Origin of the sequence: Burkholderia cepacia ATCC 25416, assembly GCF_001411495.1 — a bacterium.
In the GTDB taxonomy this organism is placed as follows: Bacteria; Pseudomonadota; Gammaproteobacteria; order Burkholderiales; family Burkholderiaceae; genus Burkholderia; species Burkholderia cepacia.
Genome location: NZ_CP012981.1, coordinates 3,175,364 through 3,195,266, shown reverse-complemented (window position 1 = coordinate 3,195,266; position 19,903 = coordinate 3,175,364). Strand labels below are relative to the sequence as shown.

Annotated in this window: 16 protein-coding genes; 6 read left to right on the top strand and 10 right to left on the bottom strand. The window is 67.4% G+C overall.

The window, feature by feature from the left end:
* Positions 1 to 5: 5 nt before the first annotated feature.
* Together APZ15_RS14715 and APZ15_RS14710 are read right to left on the bottom strand one after the other, a co-directional pair.
* On the bottom strand, positions 6 to 1,172 hold the full coding sequence (locus APZ15_RS14715; RefSeq protein ID WP_027787139.1) for a tetratricopeptide repeat protein: 1,167 nt from the start codon (positions 1,170 to 1,172) through the stop codon (positions 6 to 8).
* 90 nt (positions 1,173 to 1,262) lie between these two features.
* Positions 1,263 to 1,943, bottom strand: a complete 681-nt coding sequence (locus APZ15_RS14710; RefSeq protein WP_021160377.1) for a PspA/IM30 family protein — start codon at positions 1,941 to 1,943, stop codon at positions 1,263 to 1,265.
* Between the two features lie 444 nt (positions 1,944 to 2,387).
* Between APZ15_RS14710 and APZ15_RS14705 the strand changes: the two genes are divergently transcribed.
* Positions 2,388 to 4,904, top strand: a complete 2,517-nt coding sequence (locus APZ15_RS14705) for a penicillin-binding protein 1A (RefSeq protein WP_027787140.1) — start codon at positions 2,388 to 2,390, stop codon at positions 4,902 to 4,904.
* An 83-nt stretch (positions 4,905 to 4,987) separates the two neighbouring features.
* Here the strand turns inward: APZ15_RS14705 and APZ15_RS14700 are convergent, their stop codons facing one another.
* The 4 genes from APZ15_RS14700 to mfd all read right to left on the bottom strand — a co-directional run bounded on the left by APZ15_RS14700 (position 4,988) and on the right by mfd (position 11,502).
* The gene (locus APZ15_RS14700) at positions 4,988 to 5,419 is read right to left on the bottom strand and encodes a DUF3574 domain-containing protein (protein WP_027787141.1); all 432 of its coding nucleotides are present in this window, start codon (positions 5,417 to 5,419) and stop codon (positions 4,988 to 4,990) included.
* A 196-nt stretch (positions 5,420 to 5,615) separates the two neighbouring features.
* Complete coding sequence (locus tag APZ15_RS14695; RefSeq protein ID WP_027787142.1) at positions 5,616 to 6,635, bottom strand: threonine/serine dehydratase; 1,020 nt, start codon at positions 6,633 to 6,635, stop codon at positions 5,616 to 5,618.
* 60 nt (positions 6,636 to 6,695) lie between these two features.
* A complete protein-coding gene (gene argE / locus APZ15_RS14690; protein WP_027787143.1) occupies positions 6,696 to 7,916 on the bottom strand; it encodes an acetylornithine deacetylase in 1,221 nt (406 codons plus the stop codon).
* A gap of 115 nt (positions 7,917 to 8,031) precedes the next feature.
* Positions 8,032 to 11,502 (bottom strand): transcription-repair coupling factor, encoded by a 3,471-nt coding sequence (gene mfd, locus APZ15_RS14685; protein ID WP_027787144.1) that lies wholly within the window; start codon positions 11,500 to 11,502, stop codon positions 8,032 to 8,034.
* A gap of 107 nt (positions 11,503 to 11,609) precedes the next feature.
* Between mfd and ispD the strand changes: the two genes are divergently transcribed.
* Positions 11,610 to 12,320: a 2-C-methyl-D-erythritol 4-phosphate cytidylyltransferase gene (gene ispD, locus APZ15_RS14680; RefSeq protein ID WP_027787145.1), complete on the top strand. Its 711-nt coding sequence runs from the start codon at positions 11,610 to 11,612 to the stop codon at positions 12,318 to 12,320.
* A gap of 28 nt (positions 12,321 to 12,348) precedes the next feature.
* The gene (ispF, locus tag APZ15_RS14675; protein ID WP_021160386.1) at positions 12,349 to 12,834 is read left to right on the top strand and encodes a 2-C-methyl-D-erythritol 2,4-cyclodiphosphate synthase; all 486 of its coding nucleotides are present in this window, start codon (positions 12,349 to 12,351) and stop codon (positions 12,832 to 12,834) included.
* 132 nt (positions 12,835 to 12,966) lie between these two features.
* On the opposite strand, the gene APZ15_RS14670 is transcribed toward ispF, so the two are convergent.
* From APZ15_RS14670 to ompR, 4 genes are all read right to left on the bottom strand, one after another.
* The gene (locus tag APZ15_RS14670; protein ID WP_011352388.1) at positions 12,967 to 13,494 is read right to left on the bottom strand and encodes a carboxymuconolactone decarboxylase family protein; all 528 of its coding nucleotides are present in this window, start codon (positions 13,492 to 13,494) and stop codon (positions 12,967 to 12,969) included.
* Positions 13,495 to 13,570: 76 nt separating this feature from the next.
* Positions 13,571 to 14,119 (bottom strand): peroxiredoxin, encoded by a 549-nt coding sequence (locus tag APZ15_RS14665; protein WP_006478563.1) that lies wholly within the window; start codon positions 14,117 to 14,119, stop codon positions 13,571 to 13,573.
* Between the two features lie 189 nt (positions 14,120 to 14,308).
* Positions 14,309 to 15,670, bottom strand: coding sequence for an ATP-binding protein (locus APZ15_RS14660; RefSeq protein WP_027787146.1), 1,362 nt, complete (start codon positions 15,668 to 15,670; stop codon positions 14,309 to 14,311).
* 40 nt (positions 15,671 to 15,710) lie between these two features.
* Positions 15,711 to 16,445: an osmolarity response regulator transcription factor OmpR gene (ompR, locus tag APZ15_RS14655; protein ID WP_006478565.1), complete on the bottom strand. Its 735-nt coding sequence runs from the start codon at positions 16,443 to 16,445 to the stop codon at positions 15,711 to 15,713.
* A gap of 258 nt (positions 16,446 to 16,703) precedes the next feature.
* Between ompR and APZ15_RS14650 the strand changes: the two genes are divergently transcribed.
* The 3 genes from APZ15_RS14650 (at position 16,704) to APZ15_RS14640 (ending at position 19,901) form a co-directional block, all read left to right on the top strand.
* A complete protein-coding gene (locus tag APZ15_RS14650; RefSeq protein WP_011352385.1) occupies positions 16,704 to 16,982 on the top strand; it encodes a hypothetical protein in 279 nt (92 codons plus the stop codon).
* A 140-nt stretch (positions 16,983 to 17,122) separates the two neighbouring features.
* Entirely contained in the window at positions 17,123 to 18,625 is a 1,503-nt protein-coding gene (locus tag APZ15_RS14645; RefSeq protein ID WP_027787147.1) for a DUF1800 domain-containing protein, read from the top strand.
* 67 nt (positions 18,626 to 18,692) lie between these two features.
* Positions 18,693 to 19,901 (top strand): DUF1501 domain-containing protein, encoded by a 1,209-nt coding sequence (locus APZ15_RS14640; protein ID WP_027787148.1) that lies wholly within the window; start codon positions 18,693 to 18,695, stop codon positions 19,899 to 19,901.
* The last annotated feature ends 2 nt before the right edge of the window (positions 19,902 to 19,903 follow it).

The window sequence follows — 19,903 nt, the reverse complement described above, 5'->3', positions numbered from 1 at the left end:
CGGCGTCAGGTGTTGTCGTCGGTCCAGCCGTCGTCGTTGCTGCCGAGGTCCATGCCGCCGCCGCCGCCGTTGCCGTCGCTCCAGTTCGACGCATCGCCGCGGCCGAGGTCGAAACCCGGATCGTTGTCCTGCCGGTGGCGTTCGCCGTCGACGATCACGTCGCGTTCGACCACGCGCTCGCGGCCGCCCGACATCGCCTCGCCGAGCAATACGCCCGTCAGCAGGCCGCCCATGCCGCCGCCGAAACCGCCGCCGCCTTGCTGGATCACGACAGGCGGCTGCTGTTGCGGGTAGGGTTGCGGCGGATACGGCTGGCCCTGCGCGCCCGTCATGCGATCGGCTTCCTGCGCATACACGGAGCCGCTGCCGTTCACCGGTGCAGCAGGTTGCGCGGCCGGGTCGGGACGCCCCTCGACGCGTGCCTTCACGCTCGCATGGCGCTGTTCGAGTTCGTCGACGCGATAGGGCGGTACCGGATTCTTGCCGTTGGACAGCGTTTCGACGAGCGTGCGCGCGTCGGTCTCGATCGCTTCGAGTTCGCCCGTGAGCGCCGCGGCCCCCGGCGCCGTCGACAGCTTCGCGTCGAGCTTCAGCGGGCGGATGTCGTTCAGCACGTCGGTGGCGCGCTTGAGCTGCGTGCGGCGTTCGTCGTCGGCGCGGCTGTTGTCGGCCGTGCGCGCGCGCCGCAGCGTCCAGCGCAGCACCAGCGCGATCACCGCGACGATCAGCCCGAGGCCGATCCACATGCCGGTCGACGGGCCGTGTTTTTCGGCCGGCGCGGCAGCGGGCGCGAGCGACGATTGCAGCGTGCCGGCCTGCGTCGCCGACGGCGCGTTGCCGCTCACGCGCGCGGCGTCGGCGCTAATGCGCGACTCCGTCTGGGCAAAGCGCGACGCATCGGTGAACTTCAGTTGCGGATCGAGCGACTTCGCGCGCTGCAGCTGCGCGAGCGCGTCGGACGCGCGGCCCTCGCGGTCCAGCACCTGCGCATACAGGTAGCGCGCGTGCGCGTTGTTCGGGTGGGCGTCGATGACTTGCGACAGCTGCGTGTCGGCTTGCTGCCAGTTGCGTTGCGCGATCGACTGCTCGACCTGCTGCAGCGACGGGACCGCAAACGCGGCGGACGACAGCAACATCAGCGAGAGGCCGAGTGCGGCGAGAGATTTCTTCATGGTCGAACCGGGCGCAGGCGCCCGTCTCCTGACGATCGGTTCGCGCCGCGCGCCCGGGGCGGGCGGCGGCGCGGTTGCCCGCAGTTGCCGTTACTGCGCGGGCGTGTCCAGCTGCTTCTTCAGCGCGGCGAGGCGATCCTCGACCGACGGGCCCTTGTTCAGCGCGGCGAGCTTGTCGTCGAGTGCCTTGCCGCTCGACGTGTCGGCGGAATTGAGGCGCGCGTCCGAGCGGGCGTTCTGCAGCGCGACCTTGTCCTCGAGCTTCTGGAAGTCTTCGGACAGGTTCTTGCCGCCGATGCCGCCCAGCGCGCTTGCCGCGACGTCCTTCGCCTGCGCGATTTCCTGCTTGGCCTGCAGGATGTTCGAGCGCGCATTCAGGTCGTTGCGGCGCTGACGCATGTCGGCGATCTGCCCCTTCAGCTTGTCGACCGACGGCTCGAGCGTCGACAGCTCGGCCGCGAGCGCGTCACGCTCGGCTTCCGCGTTCGACTGCGCGCCGAGCGCCTCGCGTGCGAGTGCCTCGTCGCCGGCCTGCAGCGCGCGCTTCGCGCCGTCCTCGTACTTCTTCACCTTGTCGTCGGCCGCATCGCGCTTGCTGCGCTGGGTCGCGACCTGTGCCTCGATCTCGATCAGCGAATTCTCGGCACGGCCGATGCTGTCGTCGAGCTCCCGCACGATCTGCCGTGCGTCGCGCGACGGATCCTGTACCGAATCGGCCGCATCGTTCAGCAGGCCTTTGATCGTGCGCGAAACAGAGTCGAAAAGCGACATGAAATCCTCCGTGGTTGAAAGGCGCCGCGTAGCCGCGGCAGTGCCCGTAGCGAGCCGGTTCCGACCCGCATGAGCCGGCGGATATTACACCACCGGTTCACTTAAATACGGCTTAAACGCGCGAGTTCAAGCGGCGCGCGCATCAGGATGTCGAACCTTTCGCGGTTGAAAGAAAAATCGACCGTGCGCACCATATTGCGTGTCCATGATAGGCAGAGGATGCCGACAATACGTTCCTCAAATCACGGCATTGCGGGAATTTTTACAAAAAATCGCGAAGGCACCCGGTCGATTTCATTAAAATGCGCTGTCACGTCGCGGGAACGGATCGCCGCGCGGCGGGGTCTGTCGACGTGACAGCCGCATCACGCTGTACCCGCTCTGATTCATCCGCTTGCATTTCCGCATGCGTCCGAGGGTGCCACGTACGCCCGCCATTCCGACATGCCAATTATCAAACGACCGCCTTCTTCTTCCGACAGGAACGAACCCCACTACACGCTGCGCCGTTCGCCGTCCGGAGCCTATTACCCCGATGACGACGATCGCGACGACGACCGCCGCACCCAGCGCAGCGGCGGCGGAGGGCGCCGTCGCTCGTTCGGCTCGCGCGTCGCGCTGTGGTTCGCCGGCCTGTTCGCGACGCTGGCGATCGTCGGCGCGCTGATCGTCGGCTACGCGCTGGTCGTGATGGCGCCGCAACTGCCGTCGCTCGATGCGCTGACCAACTACCAGCCGAAGGTGCCGCTGCGCGTGTTCACGGCCGATCACGTGCTGATCGGCGAGTTCGGCGAGGAGCGCCGCAGTCTCGTGCGGTTCCAGGACATTCCCGACGTGATGAAGAAGGCCGTGCTCGCGATCGAGGACTACCGCTTCTACGAGCACGGCGGTGTCGACTTCGTCGGCATCCTGCGCGCGGGCGTCGCCGACCTGATGCACGGCGGCGCGCGCCAGGGCGCGAGCACGATCACGATGCAGGTCGCGCGCAACTTCTTCCTGTCGAGCGAGAAGACCTACACGCGCAAGATTTACGAAATGCTGCTCGCGTACAAGATCGAGAAGGCCCTGACGAAGGACCAGATCCTCGAGCTGTACATGAACCAGATCTATCTCGGCCAGCGCTCGTACGGTTTCGCGGCCGCCGCGCGCGTGTATTTCGGCAAGGACCTGAAGGACATCACGCTCGCTGAAGCGGCGATGCTCGCGGGGCTGCCGAAGGCGCCGTCCGCCTATAACCCGGTCGTCAATCCGAAGCGCGCGAAGGTGCGCCAGGAATACATCCTGAAGCGCATGCTCGAGGTCGGCTACATCACGCAGCCGCAGTACGACGAGGCCGTGAAGGAAGAGATCCACGTGCGCACGCCGGGCAACCAGTACGCGGTGCACGGCGAGTACGTCGCCGAGATGGTGCGGCAGATGATGTACCAGCAGTACAAGGACGAAACCTATACGCGCGGGCTGACCGTCACGACGACGATCAATTCGGCCGATCAGGAAGCCGCGTACCAGGCCGTGCGTCGCGGCATTCTCGACTACGAGCGCCGCCACGGCTATCGCGGGCCGGAAGCGTCGATCCAGCTGCCCGCGGCCGGCGACGACCGCGACGAGGCGATCGACGACGCGCTCGCCGATCACCCGGACAACGGCGACCTTCAGTCGGCGGTCGTGCTGTCGGCGTCGCCGAACGCGGTCGAGGTGCAGTTCGTCGGCGGCGCGACCACGACGATCGGGCCGGCCGGGCTGCGCTTTGTGTCGGCCGCATTGAGCCCGCGCGCGAACGATACGCTGCGCATCAAGCCGGGCTCGGTCGTGCGCGTGCTGAAGGACGGCAAGACGGGCTGGCAGGTCGTGCAGCTGCCGCAGGTCGAAGGCGCGCTCGTCGCGATCGCGCCGCAGGATGGCGCGATCCGCTCGCTCGTCGGCGGCTTCGACTTCAACAAGAGCAAGTTCAACCACGTGACGCAGGCATGGCGGCAGCCGGGCTCGTCGTTCAAGCCGTTCATCTACTCGGCGTCGCTCGACAAGGGCATGGGGCCGGCGACGATGATCAACGACGCGCCGCTGTACTTCCCGCCGAGCGTGCCAGGCGGCACCGCCTGGGAGCCGAAGGACGACGACCAGCCGGACGGCCCGATGACGATGCGTACCGGCCTGCAGCGTTCGAAGAACCTCGTGTCGATCCGGATCCTCGCGTCGATCGGCACGCAGTATGCGCAGCAGTACGTGACGCAGCGCTTCGGCTTCGATCCCGCGAAGACGCCGCCTTACCTGCCGATGGCGCTCGGCGCGGGCCTCGTGACACCGCTGCAGCTCGCGACGGGTTATGCGGTGTTCGCGAACGGCGGCTACAAGGTCGATCCGTACCTGATCGCCGAGGTCGACGACGCGCGCGGCCAGCCGCTGCAGAAGTCGCAGCCGGTGCTCGCGGGCAGCACGGCGCCGCGCACGATCGAAGGCCGCAATGCATATGTGATGAACAGCCTGCTGCATTCGGTCGCGACGGCCGGCACGGGCGCGGGCACCAACGCACTGGGCCGCAGTGACCTGCAGGGCAAGACCGGTACGACGAACGACGCGAAGGACGGCTGGTTCGCCGGCTACCAGCAATCGCTCGTCGCGGTTGCATGGATGGGCTTCGACCAGCCGAAGAGCCTCGGCAGCCGCGAGTTCGGCGCGCAGCTCGCGCTGCCGATCTGGGTGAACTACATGCGCACCGCGCTGAACGGCGTGCCCGAGCAGCAGATGCCGATGCCGGACGGCCTGACCTCGATCGACGGCGAGCTGTACTACGCCGATCGCACGCCGGGCAACGGCTTCGTCGCGAACGTCGACATCAACCCGGCCGAGAACGCGATCAGCGCGAACGACGCGCTGGGTTCGGCCGGTGCGGCCGGGCTGGCGCCGCCGCCCGTCACGCCGCAGGAGAAGCAGCAGATCATGGACATGTTCGAGAACAAGTAAGCGGGATACCGCTGTTCATGCATGCGACGGGCGCCTTCGGGCGCCCGTTTTTTTGTGCGTCGAGGCAAGCGGGAGCGGTTGAATCAGAACGACGCGCAGGCAGGCACCACCGTCATGCCGACCGATTCCTGATGAAACTGCTCCATATAGGCCTTGCGGATCGCGGCGAGCCGCACGCGCGTGTCGGGCGTATCGTCGGCGATGATACGGATCACGAAGCTGTCCTCGCGCGTGATGCCGCCCGTCGTGCGGTCGCGCCATTGGCCGTGTGTATCCCAGTAGGTCAGGCCGTCGGGAAAACGCGGCGTGACCGTGTCGGCGAGAAACGCCGCGCGCTCCGCATCGGTGACGGAGCCGTGTCCCGCGATGTCGCGCCCGAACAGCAGGTCGGCCTGCAGCATGCGGCTCTCGCCCGTCTGGGTGCAGGCCGGCGCCGTGCCGGCGGCGGGCGGGGGCGGGGGCGCGGGCGGTGCCGCGCAACCGGCGAGCAGTGCGATCGCGACGCCGCCGATCATGGGCGCCGCGCGGTGCCACCAGGTCTTGGGGCAGGCGGCTGAAGGCCGCATCTGCCCAATTCGTGTCGATCGACCTCCGCGCGCGCAAAACGCTGCGCGCTCAACCACTTGCGTGCTTGTCCGGCGGGTTATCAACAGGGCTGTCAACATAATCTGGGGATAACCCTAGGTTGGTTCGCTGACGCCCGGCGCGCGATCAGTGCTGGAGTTTCGCGTGCGCGAGATGCATGCCGAGCGTACCCGGGTCGGTATTCGTGCCCGACAGCAGCACGCCGACGCGCTTGCCCTGCAGCGTTTCGCGCAGCGGGCCGAGCAGCGCGGCGAGGGCGGCCGCGCATGCCGGTTCGACCGACAGCTTCAATTGCGAGAACAGGAACAGCATCGCGGCACGCAGCGCGTCGTCGGACACGGTGACGATGCGGTCGACGTGGCGCCGGCACAGCTGGTAGCTGTATTCCTCGGTATGCGGCGCCATCAGCGAATCGGCGATTGTCTGCATCGCGCTCATCTTGATCGTGTGATTGGCCGCGAAGCTGCGGCTCATCGCGTCGGCGCCTTCCGGCTCGACGCCGTACACGTGCACGCGCGGATTCGCGAGCCGCAGCGCGGTCGCCATGCCGGCCGCGAGCCCGCCGCCGCCGATCGGTACGATCACCGCGTCGAGGTCGGGGGTCTGCGTCGCCCATTCGTAGCCGAGCGTCGCGGTGCCGAGGATCGTGTGATAGCCGTTGAACGGATGGATGAAGAAGCGGCCTTCCTCGGCCTCGATCCGGCGCACCAGATCGAACGCCTGCGATGCGCTGCCCGCCAGCACGACTTCCGCGCGGTACTGCTTGCACTGCGCGATGCGCGTCGGGCTCGCGGTGTGGAACATCACGACCTTGGCGCTGCTGCCGAGCCGCATGGCCGCATACGCGACGGCTGCCGCGTGATTGCCGGCCGACACGCAGGTGACGCCGGCGTTCTTGCGCGCCTCGTCGAGCGCGAGCAGGTGCGTGAACGCGCCGCGCGCCTTGAAGCTGCCGCTCACCTGCAGCAGCTCGAACTTGAAGTTGACGTGCGTGCCCTCGAGGGAAGGCAGGTCGGCGCGTTCGAACACGGGCGTGCGCGCGACCCAGGGCGACAGCGCGAAATGCTGCGCGGCGATTTCGTCGAGCGTCGGGATCGGCTCGCCGTCGATCGTCGTATGGGCCGTGCCCTGTTGTTCAGTCGACATGACGTGGCGGGTGGCGGAGTGGGCCGGCCCGCACACGCGGGCCGGCGTGGCGGGAGGCAGTCAGTGCGCGTCGACCGACATGCTGTGGATGAACTTGCGCAGGAACTGCTCGCAGCCGGCGAGCTGCGCGAGCTCGACATATTCGTTCGGCTTGTGCGCCTGCTCGATGTTGCCGGGCCCGCATACGACGCTCGGGATGCCCGCGCGTTCGAACAGGCCGGCCTCGGTGCCGTATGCGACCTTGCGCTTGTCCTGGTCCGCCGTCAGCGCGCGCACGAGTTGCGTGATCGCGGCCTGTTCGGTTGCGTCGAGGCCGGGCGCCGCGGCGATCTTCGAAAATTCGATCGCGGCATTCGGATGCTCACGAAGCATCTGCGGCAGCAGCGTTTCCCGTGCATACGCTTCGATGCGCGTGAAGATCTGCTCGGGATCGAGCGTCGGCAGGTTGCGGAATTCGAAGTCGAAGCGGCACTCGGCCGGCACCGTGTTGATCGCGTTGCCGCCCTGGATCGTGCTCGTCTGCGCGGTCGTGAACGGCACGTCGTACAGCGCGTCGAACGGGCCTTCGGCGCGGAAGCGGTCGGCGATGTCGCGGATGTGGCAGATGAGGCGCGCCGCATACTCGATCGCGTTCAGCCCCTTCGGCGTCAGCGACGAGTGCGCCGCATGGCCGCGCACGCAGCAGCGGTATGCGTTGATGCCCTTGTGCGCGATGATCGGCCGCATGCTGGTCGGCTCGCCGACGATGCAGCCCGACGGTTGCACGCCGCGCTTGACGAGGTCGGCGATCATCAGCGGCGCGCCGGCGCAGCCGATTTCCTCGTCGTAGGACAGCGCGAAATGGATCGGCTTCGCGAGCTTCGTCGCCTGCATCTCGGGCAGCAGCGCGAGCGCGGCGCCGATGAAACCCTTCATGTCGCAGGTGCCGCGGCCGTACAGGCGGCCGTCGCGGATTTCCGGCGCGAACGGGTTGCTGTCCCATTGCTGGCCGTCGACCGGCACGACGTCGGTATGCCCCGACAGCACGATGCCGCCGTTCGTCGAGCCGTCGTGCGCGGGCACGGTCGCGAACAGGTTCGCCCAGCCTTCGCGTGGATCATGCGTGATCGTCGAGGCGATGCCTTTCGCGGCGAGCGCGTCGCGCACCGTTTCGATCAGGCCGAGGTTCGGCACGCGGCTCGTCGTGTCCATCGACACCAGTTGCTTGATCCAGGGCAGGCTGACGAGCGACGCGTCGCCTTGGGTGTCGGTGGACGGCGCCGTGGCGTCGAGAGTGGACATGGCAAAACTCCGTCTGATGAATGCGAAAATCATACTCAAAAACGCGCCGGCCCGCCCGCGCCGCGCGCAGTGCGGTGCAGCATCGGCGCGGCCGTCAGGACCGCGTCACGACCCGTCAGCGCGCCGCGGCCACCGCGCCCTGCCTCGGGGCGAGCGCGCGCAGCGTTTCCTTGATCGTCGACACGCGGATCGCGAGGTCGGGCGAGCGCGTCTCGATCCGCAGCTTGTCCTGGCCCGCGAGCTTGATGTGCCGGTGCTTCTGCACCATCTCGATGATCCGCATCGGATCGATCGGCGGATTCGGCTCGAACTGCAGCCCGATCGCGGCCTCGCTCGCGTCGATCTTCACGATGCCGAGCGGCTTCGCGGCGATCCGCAGCCGGTGCGTCTCGACCAGCGCGTGCGCCTGCGGCGGCAGCTTGCCGAAGCGGTCGATCAGTTCTTCCTGGATACCGTCGATCGCGTCGCCGTGCTCGCAGTTCGCGAGCCGCTTGTACAGCGACAGCCGCTCCTGCACGTCCGCGCAGTAGTCGGCCGGCAGGATCGCCGGCGCATGCAGGTTGATTTCCGTCGTCGCGGCGAGCGGGGCGGTGAGGTCGGGCTCCTTGCCGTTCTTCAGCGCCTTCACCGCGTCGTTCAGCATGTCCGTATAAAGCTGGAAGCCGATCTCGTGGATCTCGCCCGACTGCTTGTCGCCGAGCACCTCGCCGGTGCCGCGGATCTCGAGGTCGTGCATCGCGAGATAGAAGCCCGAACCGAGTTCCTCCATCTGCTGGATCGCTTCCAGCCGGCGCTGGGCCTGCTTGGTCAGCGCCTGCGGATCGTGCACGAGCAGGTACGCGTATGCCTGGTGGTGCGAGCGGCCGACGCGGCCGCGCAACTGGTGGAGCTGCGCGAGGCCGAACTTGTCCGCGCGATGCATGATGATCGTGTTCGCGCTCGGCACGTCGATGCCGGTCTCGATGATGGTCGTGCACAGCAGCACGTTCGCGCGCTGCGCGACGAAATCGCGCATCACCCGTTCGAGCTCGCGTTCGTGCATCTGGCCGTGCGCGATCACGATGCGTGCCTCGGGCACGAGCGCCTCGAGCATCGCCTTGCGGTTCTCGATCGTCTCGACCTCGTTGTGCAGGAAGTACACCTGGCCGCCGCGCTTCAGCTCGCGCAGCATCGCCTCGCGAATCACGCTTTCTTCCTCGCGGCGCACGAAGGTCTTGATCGCGAGGCGCTTCTGCGGCGCGGTCGCGATGACCGAGAAGTCGCGCAGCCCCTCGAGTGCCATCCCGAGCGTGCGCGGGATCGGCGTCGCGGTGAGCGTCAGCACGTCGACTTCCGCGCGCAGCGCTTTCAGCGCTTCCTTCTGGCGCACGCCGAAGCGGTGTTCCTCGTCGATGATCACGAGGCCGAGGCGCTTGAACTGCACGTCCGACGACAGCAGCTTGTGCGTGCCGATCACGATGTCGACGCTGCCTTCGTTGATCTGCGCGATCGCCGCGTTCACTTCCTTCGTCGTCTTGAAGCGCGACAGCTCGACGATCCGCACCGGCCAGTCCGCGAAGCGGTCGGCGAAGGTCTGCGTGTGCTGCTCGGCGAGCAGCGTGGTCGGCGACAGCAGCGCGACCTGCTTGCCGCCCAGCACCGCGATGAACGCGGCGCGCAGCGCGACCTCGGTCTTGCCGAAGCCGACGTCGCCGCACACGAGGCGGTCCATCGGCTTGCCGCTCGTCATGTCGCCGATCACGGCCGCGATGGCTGCCGCCTGGTCGGGCGTTTCCTCGAAGCCGAAGCTCTCGGCGAACTTCACGTAGTCGCGCGGATCGAGCGAGAACGCGTGGCCTTCGCGGGCCGCGCGGCGCGCGTACAGGTTCAGCAGCTCGGCGGCCGTATCGCGGATCTGCTGCGCGGCCTTGCGTTTCGCGCGCTCCCACTGGCCGGAGCCGAGCGCGTGCAGCGGTGCGCTGTCGGGATCGGCGCCGCTGTAGCGCGAGATCACGTGCAATTGCGCGACCGGCACGTAGAGCTTGCTGTCGCCCGAGTATTCGAGATGCAGGAATTCAGTCTCGCCTTCGCCGAGGTCCATCGACACGAGGCCCATGTAGCGGCCGATGCCGTGCTGCGCGTGGACGACCGGGTCGCCGACCTTCAGTTCCGACAGGTCGCGCACCATCGCATCGACGTTGCTCGCCTGTTCCTGCCGGCGGCGGCCCGCGCGGCGGCCGAGCGCGCCGTACAGCTCGGTCTCGGTGACCACCGCGTAGCCTTCGCCCGGCACTGCAAAGCCGTTCGCGAGCGGCGCGACGCCGAGCGCGAAGCGTTCGTCGCTCTCGAGCCAGCCCGCGAAGTGGTCGTTCGACGCGGGGCGCAGATGGTGTTCGGCGAGTAGTTGCAGGATCGTCTCGCGACGGCCGGCCGATTCGACGGTCAGCAGGACGCGCTTGCCGGACGATTCGACGAACGTGCGCAGCGACGCGAGCGGATCGTCGGCATGGCGATCGACGGAGAGCTGGGGCAGCGCCGTCGCCCAGCCGCCGGCCGGCTGCGCGGGCAGCACGACGCGTGCGAACGGCTTCGCGAACGCGAAGAAATCCTCGTCGGACAGGAACAGGCGCTGCGGTTCGAGGATCGGCCGCTCGCGATCGTGCGCGAGGAACGCGTGACGCTGCTTCGTGTCGGCCGTGAAGCGGCGGATCGACGCCTCGAGATCGCCGGCGAACACGAGGTGCGCATCCTGCGGCAGGTAGTGGAACAGCGTGGCGGTTTCGTCGAAGAACAGCGGCAGGTAATACTCGATGCCGGCCGACGGCACGCCGTTACCGATGTCCTTGTAGATCGGCGCGCGGCTCGGGTCGCCTTCGAACGTCTCGCGCCAGCGGCTGCGGAAGGCCGTGCGCGCGGCTTCGTCGAACGGAAACTCGCGGCCCGGCAGCAGGCGCACGTCGCGCACCGGGTAGAGGCTGCGCTGCGTGTCGGGGTCGAACGCGCGGATCGAGTCGACCTGGTCGTCGAACAGGTCGATCCGGTACGGCAGCGGCGAGCCCATCGGGTACAGGTCGATCAGCGAGCCGCGTACGCAGTATTCGCCGGGCCGCACGACCTGGCTCACGTGCTCGTAGCCGGCCAGCGTGAGCTGCGCCTTCAGCTTCGCCTCGTCGAGCCGCTCGCCCTGCGCGAATGCAAACGTGTACGCGGCCATGAACGACGCGGGCGGCATCCGGTACAGCGCGGTGGTCGCGGGCACGAGCAGGATGTCGCAGCGGCCCTCGCCGAGATCGTGCAGCGTCGCGAGACGCTCCGATACGAGGTCCTGGTGCGGCGAGAACGTGTCGTACGGCAGCGTTTCCCAGTCCGGCAGCAGGCGCACGCGGGCGTCGGGCGAGAAGTAGCGGATTTCCTGCGAGAGCCGCTGCGCATCGACCGCGTTCGCGCAGATCACCGCGAGGAGCGGCACGTCCTGGCGGTTGTCGGCGAGATAACGGGCGATGGCGAGCGCGTCGGCGGAACCATGCGCGCCGTCGAAGGCGAAACGCTGGCCGGACTTGACGCGGGCAATGGGCGAGGCGGACGGGGTGGAAGCGTTATCTGGCATAGGGACGACAGGGGTGGCGTGCACGGGCGCATCGCGGTGCGCCGGTCGAGACGAAAGACCTATTATAAAATCCGCTTCTCGATTTCATCTTTCCGGCGTTTCCCTTCGTGACTCCCCGACTTTTCGCCCTGATTCCCTGTGCCGGCACGGGCAGCCGTTCCGGTTCGGCCGTGCCGAAGCAATACCGCACGCTGGCCGGCCGCGCGCTGCTGCACTACACGCTCGCCGCGTTCGACGCGTGCAGCGAATTCGCGCAGACGCTCGTCGTCCTCGCGCCCGACGATTCCCATTTCGACGCGCGCCGCTTCGCGGGCCTGCGCTTCGCGGTGCGCCGCTGCGGCGGCGGCTCGCGCCAGGCGTCGGTGCTGAACGGGCTGCTCGGGCTGGCCGAATTCGGCGCGACCGACCAGGACTGGGTGCTGGTGCACGACGCCGCGCGCCCGGGCATCACGCCGGAGCTGATCCGCACGCTCGTCGCGGCGCTGAAGGACGATCCGGTCGGCGGCATCGTCGCGCTGCCGGTTGCCGATACGCTCAAGCGCGTGCCGGCCGGCGGCGACGCGATCGCGCGCACCGAGTCGCGCGACGCGCTGTGGCAGGCGCAGACGCCGCAGATGTTCCGCATCGGCATGCTGCGCGAGGCGATCCTGCGCGCGCAGCGCGAAGGGCACGACCTGACCGACGAAGCGAGCGCGATCGAATGGGCCGGCCATACGCCGCGCGTCGTGCAGGGCAGCCTGCGCAATTTCAAGGTCACGTACCCGGAGGATTTCGCGCTCGCGGAAGCGATCCTCGCGCGCCCTGCGAGCGCCTCCTGACTTTCACCCCCTCTCAATCGGAACACGCATGGATTTCAGAATCGGACAAGGCTACGACGTGCACCAGCTCGTCGAGGGGCGCCCCCTCATCATCGGCGGCGTGACGATTCCGTACGAACGCGGCCTGCTCGGCCACTCGGACGCGGACGTGCTGCTGCACGCGATCACCGACGCGCTGTTCGGCGCGGCGGCGCTCGGCGACATCGGCCGCCATTTCTCCGACACGGACGCGGCATTCAAGGGCGCCGACAGCCGCGTGCTGCTGCGCGAGTGCGCGGCCCGCATCAAGGCGGCCGGCTTCACGATCCAGAACGTCGACAGCACCGTGATCGCCCAGGCACCGAAGCTGGCACCGCATATCGACGGGATGCGCGCGAACATCGCGGCCGATCTCGGGCTGCCGCTCGATCGCGTGAACGTGAAGGCGAAGACGAACGAAAAGCTCGGTTATCTCGGCCGCGGCGAAGGGATCGAGGCGCAGGCCGCCGCGCTGCTGGTGAAGCAGGGCGGCTGACGGGGGCCAGCGGCATCGCGCGGTTCGCCCCGCGCGATGCCGCGGCAATGAAAAATGCCACGCATCTGCGTGGCATTTTCGTTTGAAGCCGGCGCCGCGCGCGGCATTGCTGCCGGCGCGGAACGCAACCGCTTATTCGCCTTCGGCGGCGATCACCTGCGCGGCGGCGTTGATCACCGATGCGATACGGCCGACGTCGCGCAGCTGCGTGACGGTCATCCCTTGCTCGTTCTTCAGCAACGCATAGTGCGACTTCACGCAGAAGTGGCACTTGCCGACGATCGACGCGGCGAGCGCGTACATCTCGAACTTGCGCTTGTCGACGCCGCCGTGCGTCGCGTACGCGCCCATCCGCAGTTCGGCACGTTGCGTCTTCAGGTCGGCGTCGTCGGCCATCTCGACATACGGATACCAGGTGTTGTTCATCCCCATCAGCGCGGCCGCCGTCAGCACGGCATTCGTCTCTTCGGGCGACAGGACGCCGGCTTCGCGGATCGTCTTGATGAGTACCGTGCTCTTCGCCGCGATCGCCGCCGCCAGCGCGACGCCGACCGCGTCGGTGCCTTCGAGCGACGAGCGCGAGATCGTGCCGTCGAGGTTCAGGCGAATGTCCTTCGCGTAGTCGGGAATACGTGCCTTAATCGAGTCGATGAATTCCATTGATATCTCCTATGGGTTGGCCGTTAAAAAAGCCCGCAGGCAGGACGTGCGCCGCGGGCTTCGTGCATCGATGCGCTTACAGCGTTGCGCCGCCGACTGCACGGTTGCACGGGCAGAGTTCGTCCGTTTGCAGGCCGTCCAGAATCCGCAGGACTTCTTCCGGGCTGCGGCCGACGTTCAGGTTGTTCACCGAAACGTGCTGGATCGTGTTGTCCGGATCGACGATGAACGTTGCACGCAGGGCCACGCCGGCTTCCTTGTCGCGCACGCCGAGCTGGTCGATCAGCTCGCCCTTGACGTCGCCGAACGAGTAGTGGTTCAGCTTGTCGAGGTCCTTGTGCTCACGGCGCCATGCGAGCTTGACGAATTCGTTGTCCGAGCTGCCGCCCAGCAGGACGGCGTCGCGCTCTTCGAACTGCTTCGTGAGCTTTGCGAATTCGACGATTTCCGTCGGGCACACGAACGTGAAGTCCTTCGGGTAGAAGTAGATGATCTTCCACTTGCCCGGGAACGACGCTTCGGTGACGGTCTCGAATGCCGACTGGCCGTTTTCTTCGTGGTTGTTGAAGCCCGGCTTCGCGGCCACGACGGTGAAAGCTTCGAGTTTATCGCCAACGGTTTTCATGCGGATACTCCTGTATGAGTTGGGAAGAAGACTGAGTCAAGCTACCTCGGTGCTGCAACGATGGTGTGACAGCATGGGCGAGACTGTAACACTATTAGTAAGGTGCTTCAATAGATTTTGACTAACGCCCTCCATAGTTTTTTTCAACCGGATCGATAGTGTGAAGGGCGGCAGGCGTACGCGAGCGCGTCACGCCGTCGCACGTGCCTTGCCGGCGCCGGGGAATTCGAGCGTGACTTCGAGGCCCGCGTCGGGGCTGCGGTTGCGCAGGCGCAGCGCACCGCGATAGCGGCCGACGAGGCGCAGCACGATCGCCATCCCGAGCCCCGTGCCGTCCGCCTTGGTGCGCGCCGTGTCGACGCGATAGAACGGCCGCATCACGAGCGGCAGCTGGTCCTCAGGGATGCCGGGGCCCTCGTCGCTCACCGACAGCTCGACGCGCGCGTGCGTCACGCGCGTCTCGAGCGTGATGCGCGACACGCCGTCGTCGCGGCTCTGGCCGTATTTGCGTGCGTTTTCGACGAGGTTGCCGATCACGCGGCGCATGTCGGTCTCGTCGGCTTCGATCACGGCGTTCGGCGCGAGCCGCGTGCGGATCTCGACGCCGTCCTCGCCCGACACGCGCGCGGCGACTTCGTGCGCGATCGAGGAGAGGTCGACCGGCTCCGGCTTGCGCTGGGTCGGACGCGCGTAGTCGATGAAGGCCGCGATGATGCGATCCATTTGCTCGATGTCGTCGACCATCGCGTCCTTGGTCGCCTGGTCGGACGGGCTCATCTCGGTCTCGAGCCGCAGCCGCGCGAGCGGCGTGCGCAGGTCGTGCGAGATGCCCGCGAGCATCAGCGCGCGATCGGCCTCGAGCTGCTCGAGGTCGCGCACCATCTGGTTGAAGCTGCGGTTGGTGTCGGCCGCGACGCCCATCCCGCGTTCGGGCAGCGGGTCGGGCGCCTGCCCCGAGCCGACCTGGCGCGCGACGAGCGCGAGCCGCGAGAACGGCCGGTTCACGAGGCTGGTGATGAACGCGGAGCCGAACAGCGACAGCGCGAGCGCGAATAACCCCCAGCCGGCCCACTGCAGGCCCGTGACGTTGTCGAGCTGGTCGCGGTCGAGCGCGACCCAATAATCGTCGTCGTCGATCTTGAAGCTGATCCACACGCCGGGAATGTCGTTGACCGACTGCGCGATCACGGTATCGTCGCCGAGGCGGCTGCGGATGTCGTGTTCGATCAGGCGGTTCAGCGATTCGTCGGGCTGCAGCTTGAACTTGTCGGTCTTTTCGCGCGGGTACACGCGCACGCCCTCGTTGCTCTCGAGATCCTGCAGCAGCGCGCGCCGCAGGTCGGGATCGGAATAGAGCAGGGCGGTGCGCGTGAGCTTCACGACCGCGACGAGCTGGAGAGCCACGCGCTGCGCGCGCGGCTCGCGCTCGATCACACGAAAGCTCTGGAACCACGCGGCGAGACTGACCGAGATCAGCAGCGCGATCAGCAGGAAGGTGCGCCAGAACAGCCCGCCGAACGCGAGCTGCAGGAGGCGCCGGTCGATACGCATGGGACGGGCCGTGGGCGGGCGAAACCGGAAAGGAAAAAGATCAGGCGGCGCCGTCCGGGATGAACACGTAGCCGAGGCCCCAGACGGTCTGGATGAAACGCGGGCTGCCCGGATCCGGTTCGATCAGCTTGCGCAGGCGCGAGATCTGCACGTCGAGGCTGCGGTCGAACACTTCGTATTCACGGCCGCGCGCGAGTTCCATCAGCTTCTCGCGCGACAGCGGCTGGCGCGGATGGCGGGCGAATACCTTCAGCACCGAGAATTCGCCGGTCGTCAGTGGAATTTCCTGGCCGGATTTCGTCAGTGTGCGGGTCGCGAGGTTCAGCGAGAACTCTCCGAACTCGAACACCTCGGTGGTTTCCGACGGTGCGCCCGGCAGCTCGGCCGGCGCCTGGCGGCGCAGCACCGCATGAATGCGCGCGACGAGCTCGCGCGGGTTGAACGGCTTCGGCAGGTAATCGTCGGCGCCCATCTCGAGGCCGACGATGCGATCGACGTCCTCGCCCTTCGCGGTGAGCATGATGATCGGCGTGCGGTCGTTGCTGCCGCGCAGGCGGCGACAGATCGACAGGCCGTCTTCGCCCGGGAGCATCAGGTCGAGCACGAGCAGGTCGAAACGCTCGCGGACCCAGAGCTTGTTCATTGCGGTTGCGTTTTCGGCGACGTAGACATTGAAACCCTGCTCGCCGAGATAGCGGCGCAGCAGATCGCGCAGGCGCGGGTCGTCGTCGACGACGAGAATCTTGGAGGGGTTTTTCGTTTCCATGATCGGCATCTTATCGCGAATGGGAATTGACGCACGGCCACGTATTTTCGTGCGTTACAGTCGGTTACAAAATTTACCCGTAGTGTCGCGCCGAGTAAAGGCAGGCTATATAGATTCCTTTACTCGAAGCCGAAATTCGGTAGATACTCCCCTGCACTCCATCATTCATCTTTGCACACCCGAATTCCGCAGGGTTTTTCAAGTACCAGAGGTAACCGGTTGCCGCGTGACGAAGGGAACAAATCGACCAAAGAAGCGAGGACGGTCATGCGATCTGCCCGGATTGCACTGATGCTGACGATCGCGCTCGCCGGTCCGTATGCGTCGAACTTCGCGTATGCGCAGCGCCCCGAGCAGGGCGCATCGTCGCGCAAGCTGCCGCGCGGCAAAGCGCCGCAGTCCGATCGTACCGCCGAGATGACGGTCCGTTCCGCCGTGCCTCCCGATCTCGAACAGCGCCGCCGCGACGGGCACATGACGCCCGAGGAGCGCCACCTTTTGCGCCAGCACATCGAGGACGCCGTTCGCGAGCTGTACAAGCGCTGACGCGCCGTCTTTCGCCCTGCGGATTACAACGCGATACATCGCGCGGAAAAGATTCGTAGCAATTTTTCCGTCAACTTTCGCCTGCCGATTGCCGTTGTACCGGCATCCGCACCGCCGGTGCGCACCGGGAGTCCATGACGATGAAAGCGAACGCTGCCGCACCGGCGCCGTCGCCCGCCATGCAGTCGCCGCTCGACGCCGACGATGCATTGTTTTTCCTGAGCCGTACCGGTTTTTCTCCCGCGCCCGCCGATGTTGCGCGCATCGTCGGCATGACGCGCGCGCAGGTCGTGGCCGACACGCTCGGCAGTGTTCGGCGCGAGCCCGTCACGACGTGGCCGGACTGGATCGCCGAGTTGCCACCGACGCGCGCGCAACGCCAGGCGCTGACCCCCGACATGCGGCGCGACGAGCAGCGCGAGCGCAATGTCCGCTACGATGCGTTGCGCGCGGCCTGGGTCAACGAGATGATCGTCACGCCGTCGCCGCTGACCGAGCGCATGACGCTGTTCTGGCACGGGCACTTCACGTCGGGGCAGGACAAGGTGCCTTACCCGCAGACGATGGCCGCACAGAACGCGCTGTTTCGCCGCGAGGCGCTCGGCAACTTCGGCGTGCTGCTGCACGCGGTCGCGAAGGATCCGGCGATGCTTCAGTATCTCGACGGCGCGAGCAATCGCAAGGGCCGCCCGAACGAGAACTTCGCACGCGAGGTGATGGAACTGTTCACGCTCGGCGAAGGGCATTACACGCAATACGACGTGACCGAAGCCGCGCGCGCGATGACGGGCTGGACGGTCGATCCCGACACGCTGCGCTTCGAGGTGCGGCCGGAATGGCACGATGCGGGCGACAAGACGATCCTCGGCGAAACCGGGCCGTTCGATGGCGACGGCTTTCTCGACATCCTGCTGAAGCAGCCCGGCACCGCGCGCTTCATCGCCGGCAAGCTGTGGCGCGAGTTCGTGTCGGATACGCCCGATCCGGGCGCGCTCGATGCGGTGGCCGAGCGGTTTCGCTCGAGCGGCTACGACATTCGCGCGGCGCTCGCCGCGCTGTGGTCGACCGACGCCTTCTGGGACCCGCGCAATCGCGGCGTGCTCGTCAAGTCGCCGGCGGAATTCGTCGTCGGCTCGGTGCGGCTGTTCGACGTTGCGTACGGCGATCCGCAGATGCTTGCGAACACCGTGCGCACGCTCGGGCAGAACCTGTTCTATCCGCCGAACGTGAAGGGCTGGCCGGGCGGCGCGCTGTGGATCAACAGCACCACGCTGCTTGCGCGCAAGCAGTTCGTCGAGCAACTGTTCCGCGCGACCGAGACGGCCGGCATGCACCCGCCGGCGCGTGCGATGGTGCCGCCGCCGAATGTCCGCGCGCACGCGACGCCGGTGGTCGATGCGGCGTCCGCCGCCGGCATGCGCGCGGCGCCTGCCAGGCCCGCGCGCGGCGGCCTGCGTTTCGACCTCGAACGCTGGCTCGCGCAATATCGCGCGCGGCCGCAGGCGATCGCGGGCTTGTCGACCGAGCTTCAGTTGCAGCACGCGGTGCTGCAGCTTTCGCCGGTCGCGGCGATCGACACGGATTCGACCGGCAGCGCGTATCTCGAGGCGCTGCTGATGGATCCGGCCTATCAACTGAAATGATTCGAACGACGATGAAGCGGGGAACCGGTGCGGCAAAGGTGCCGGGCGGTGAACCAAAGGATGCGCGATGAACCGACGTGATTTTCTGACGCTGACGGGCGCCGCGGCCGCAGCCGGCGTGTCGCTGTGGCAGGCGCCCGCGATGGCTGCGACCGGACGTCAGCCGGCGGCAGGGTATGCGAACGTGCTGATCCTCGTCGAGCTGAAGGGCGGCAACGATGGCCTCAACACGGTGGTGCCGTATGCCGATCCGCTGTATTACCAGTTCCGGCGCAGCATCGGCATCAAGCGCGAGCAGGTGCTGCAACTCGACGCGCACACGGGGCTGCATCCGTCGCTCGCGCCGCTGATGCCGCTGTGGCGTGACGGGCAGGTCGCGGTCGTGCAGGGCGTCGGTTATCCGCAGCCGAACCTGTCGCATTTCCGCTCGATCGAGATCTGGGATACCGCGTCACGCTCCGACCAGTACCTGCACGAAGGCTGGCTCACGCGGACGTTCGCGCAGGCGCCGGTGCCGCCCGGGTTCGCGGCGGACGGCGTCGTGCTCGGCAGCGCCGAGATGGGGCCGCTCGCGAACGGCGCGCGCGCGATCGCGCTCGTCAATCCCGCGCAGTTCATCCGTGCGGCCCGCCTCGCCGAGCCGTCGTCGCTGCGCGAACAGAACCCCGCGCTCGCACACATCATCGACGTCGAGAACGACATCGTGAAGGCCGCCGACCGGCTGCGCCCGCGCGGCGGGATGCGCGAATTCCGGACGGCTTTTCCGGCCGGCGCGTTCGGCACGTCGGTGAAGACCGCGATGCAGGTGCTGGCCGCGTGCGAAGCGTCCGGGCCCGGCGCGCAGGATGGTGTCGCGGTGCTGCGCCTGACGCTCAACGGCTTCGACACGCACCAGAACCAGCCGGGGCAGCAGGCCGCGCTGCTCAAGCAGTTCGCGGAAGGGATGAGCGCGATGCGCGGCGCATTGATCGAACTCGGGCGCTGGAACCAGACGCTCGTGATGACGTATGCGGAATTCGGGCGGCGCGTGCGGGAGAACCAGAGCAACGGCACCGATCACGGCACGGCCGCGCCGCATTTCGTGATGGGCGGTCGCGTGGCCGGCGGGCTGTACGGCGCACCGCCGGCGCTCGGGCGGCTCGACGGCAACGGCAACCTGCCGGTCGCGGTCGATTTCCGCCAGCTTTATGCGACCGTGCTCGGGCCGTGGTGGGGGCTCGATGCGACGCGCGTGCTGCAGCAGCGCTTCGACACGCTGCCGTTGTTGAAGGCGTGATG

Excerpts from the sequence above, each read along its gene's own strand:
- APZ15_RS14715 (WP_027787139.1), bottom strand. The coding sequence starts at position 1,172 with ATGAAGAAATCTCTCGCCGCACTCGGCCTCTCGCTGATGTTGCTGTCG.
- APZ15_RS14710 (WP_021160377.1), bottom strand. The coding sequence starts at position 1,943 with ATGTCGCTTTTCGACTCTGTTTCGCGCACGATCAAAGGCCTGCTGAAC.
- APZ15_RS14705 (WP_027787140.1), top strand. The coding sequence starts at position 2,388 with ATGCCAATTATCAAACGACCGCCTTCTTCTTCCGACAGGAACGAACCC.
- APZ15_RS14700 (WP_027787141.1), bottom strand. The coding sequence starts at position 5,419 with ATGATCGGCGGCGTCGCGATCGCACTGCTCGCCGGTTGCGCGGCACCG.
- APZ15_RS14695 (WP_027787142.1), bottom strand. The coding sequence starts at position 6,635 with ATGTCGACTGAACAACAGGGCACGGCCCATACGACGATCGACGGCGAG.
- argE (WP_027787143.1), bottom strand. The coding sequence starts at position 7,916 with ATGTCCACTCTCGACGCCACGGCGCCGTCCACCGACACCCAAGGCGAC.
- mfd (WP_027787144.1), bottom strand. The coding sequence starts at position 11,502 with ATGCCAGATAACGCTTCCACCCCGTCCGCCTCGCCCATTGCCCGCGTC.
- ispF (WP_021160386.1), top strand. The coding sequence starts at position 12,349 with ATGGATTTCAGAATCGGACAAGGCTACGACGTGCACCAGCTCGTCGAG.
- APZ15_RS14670 (WP_011352388.1), bottom strand. The coding sequence starts at position 13,494 with ATGGAATTCATCGACTCGATTAAGGCACGTATTCCCGACTACGCGAAG.
- APZ15_RS14665 (WP_006478563.1), bottom strand. The coding sequence starts at position 14,119 with ATGAAAACCGTTGGCGATAAACTCGAAGCTTTCACCGTCGTGGCCGCG.
- APZ15_RS14660 (WP_027787146.1), bottom strand. The coding sequence starts at position 15,670 with ATGCGTATCGACCGGCGCCTCCTGCAGCTCGCGTTCGGCGGGCTGTTC.
- ompR (WP_006478565.1), bottom strand. The coding sequence starts at position 16,445 with ATGCCGATCATGGAAACGAAAAACCCCTCCAAGATTCTCGTCGTCGAC.
- APZ15_RS14650 (WP_011352385.1), top strand. The coding sequence starts at position 16,704 with ATGCGATCTGCCCGGATTGCACTGATGCTGACGATCGCGCTCGCCGGT.
- APZ15_RS14645 (WP_027787147.1), top strand. The coding sequence starts at position 17,123 with ATGAAAGCGAACGCTGCCGCACCGGCGCCGTCGCCCGCCATGCAGTCG.
- APZ15_RS14640 (WP_027787148.1), top strand. The coding sequence starts at position 18,693 with ATGAACCGACGTGATTTTCTGACGCTGACGGGCGCCGCGGCCGCAGCC.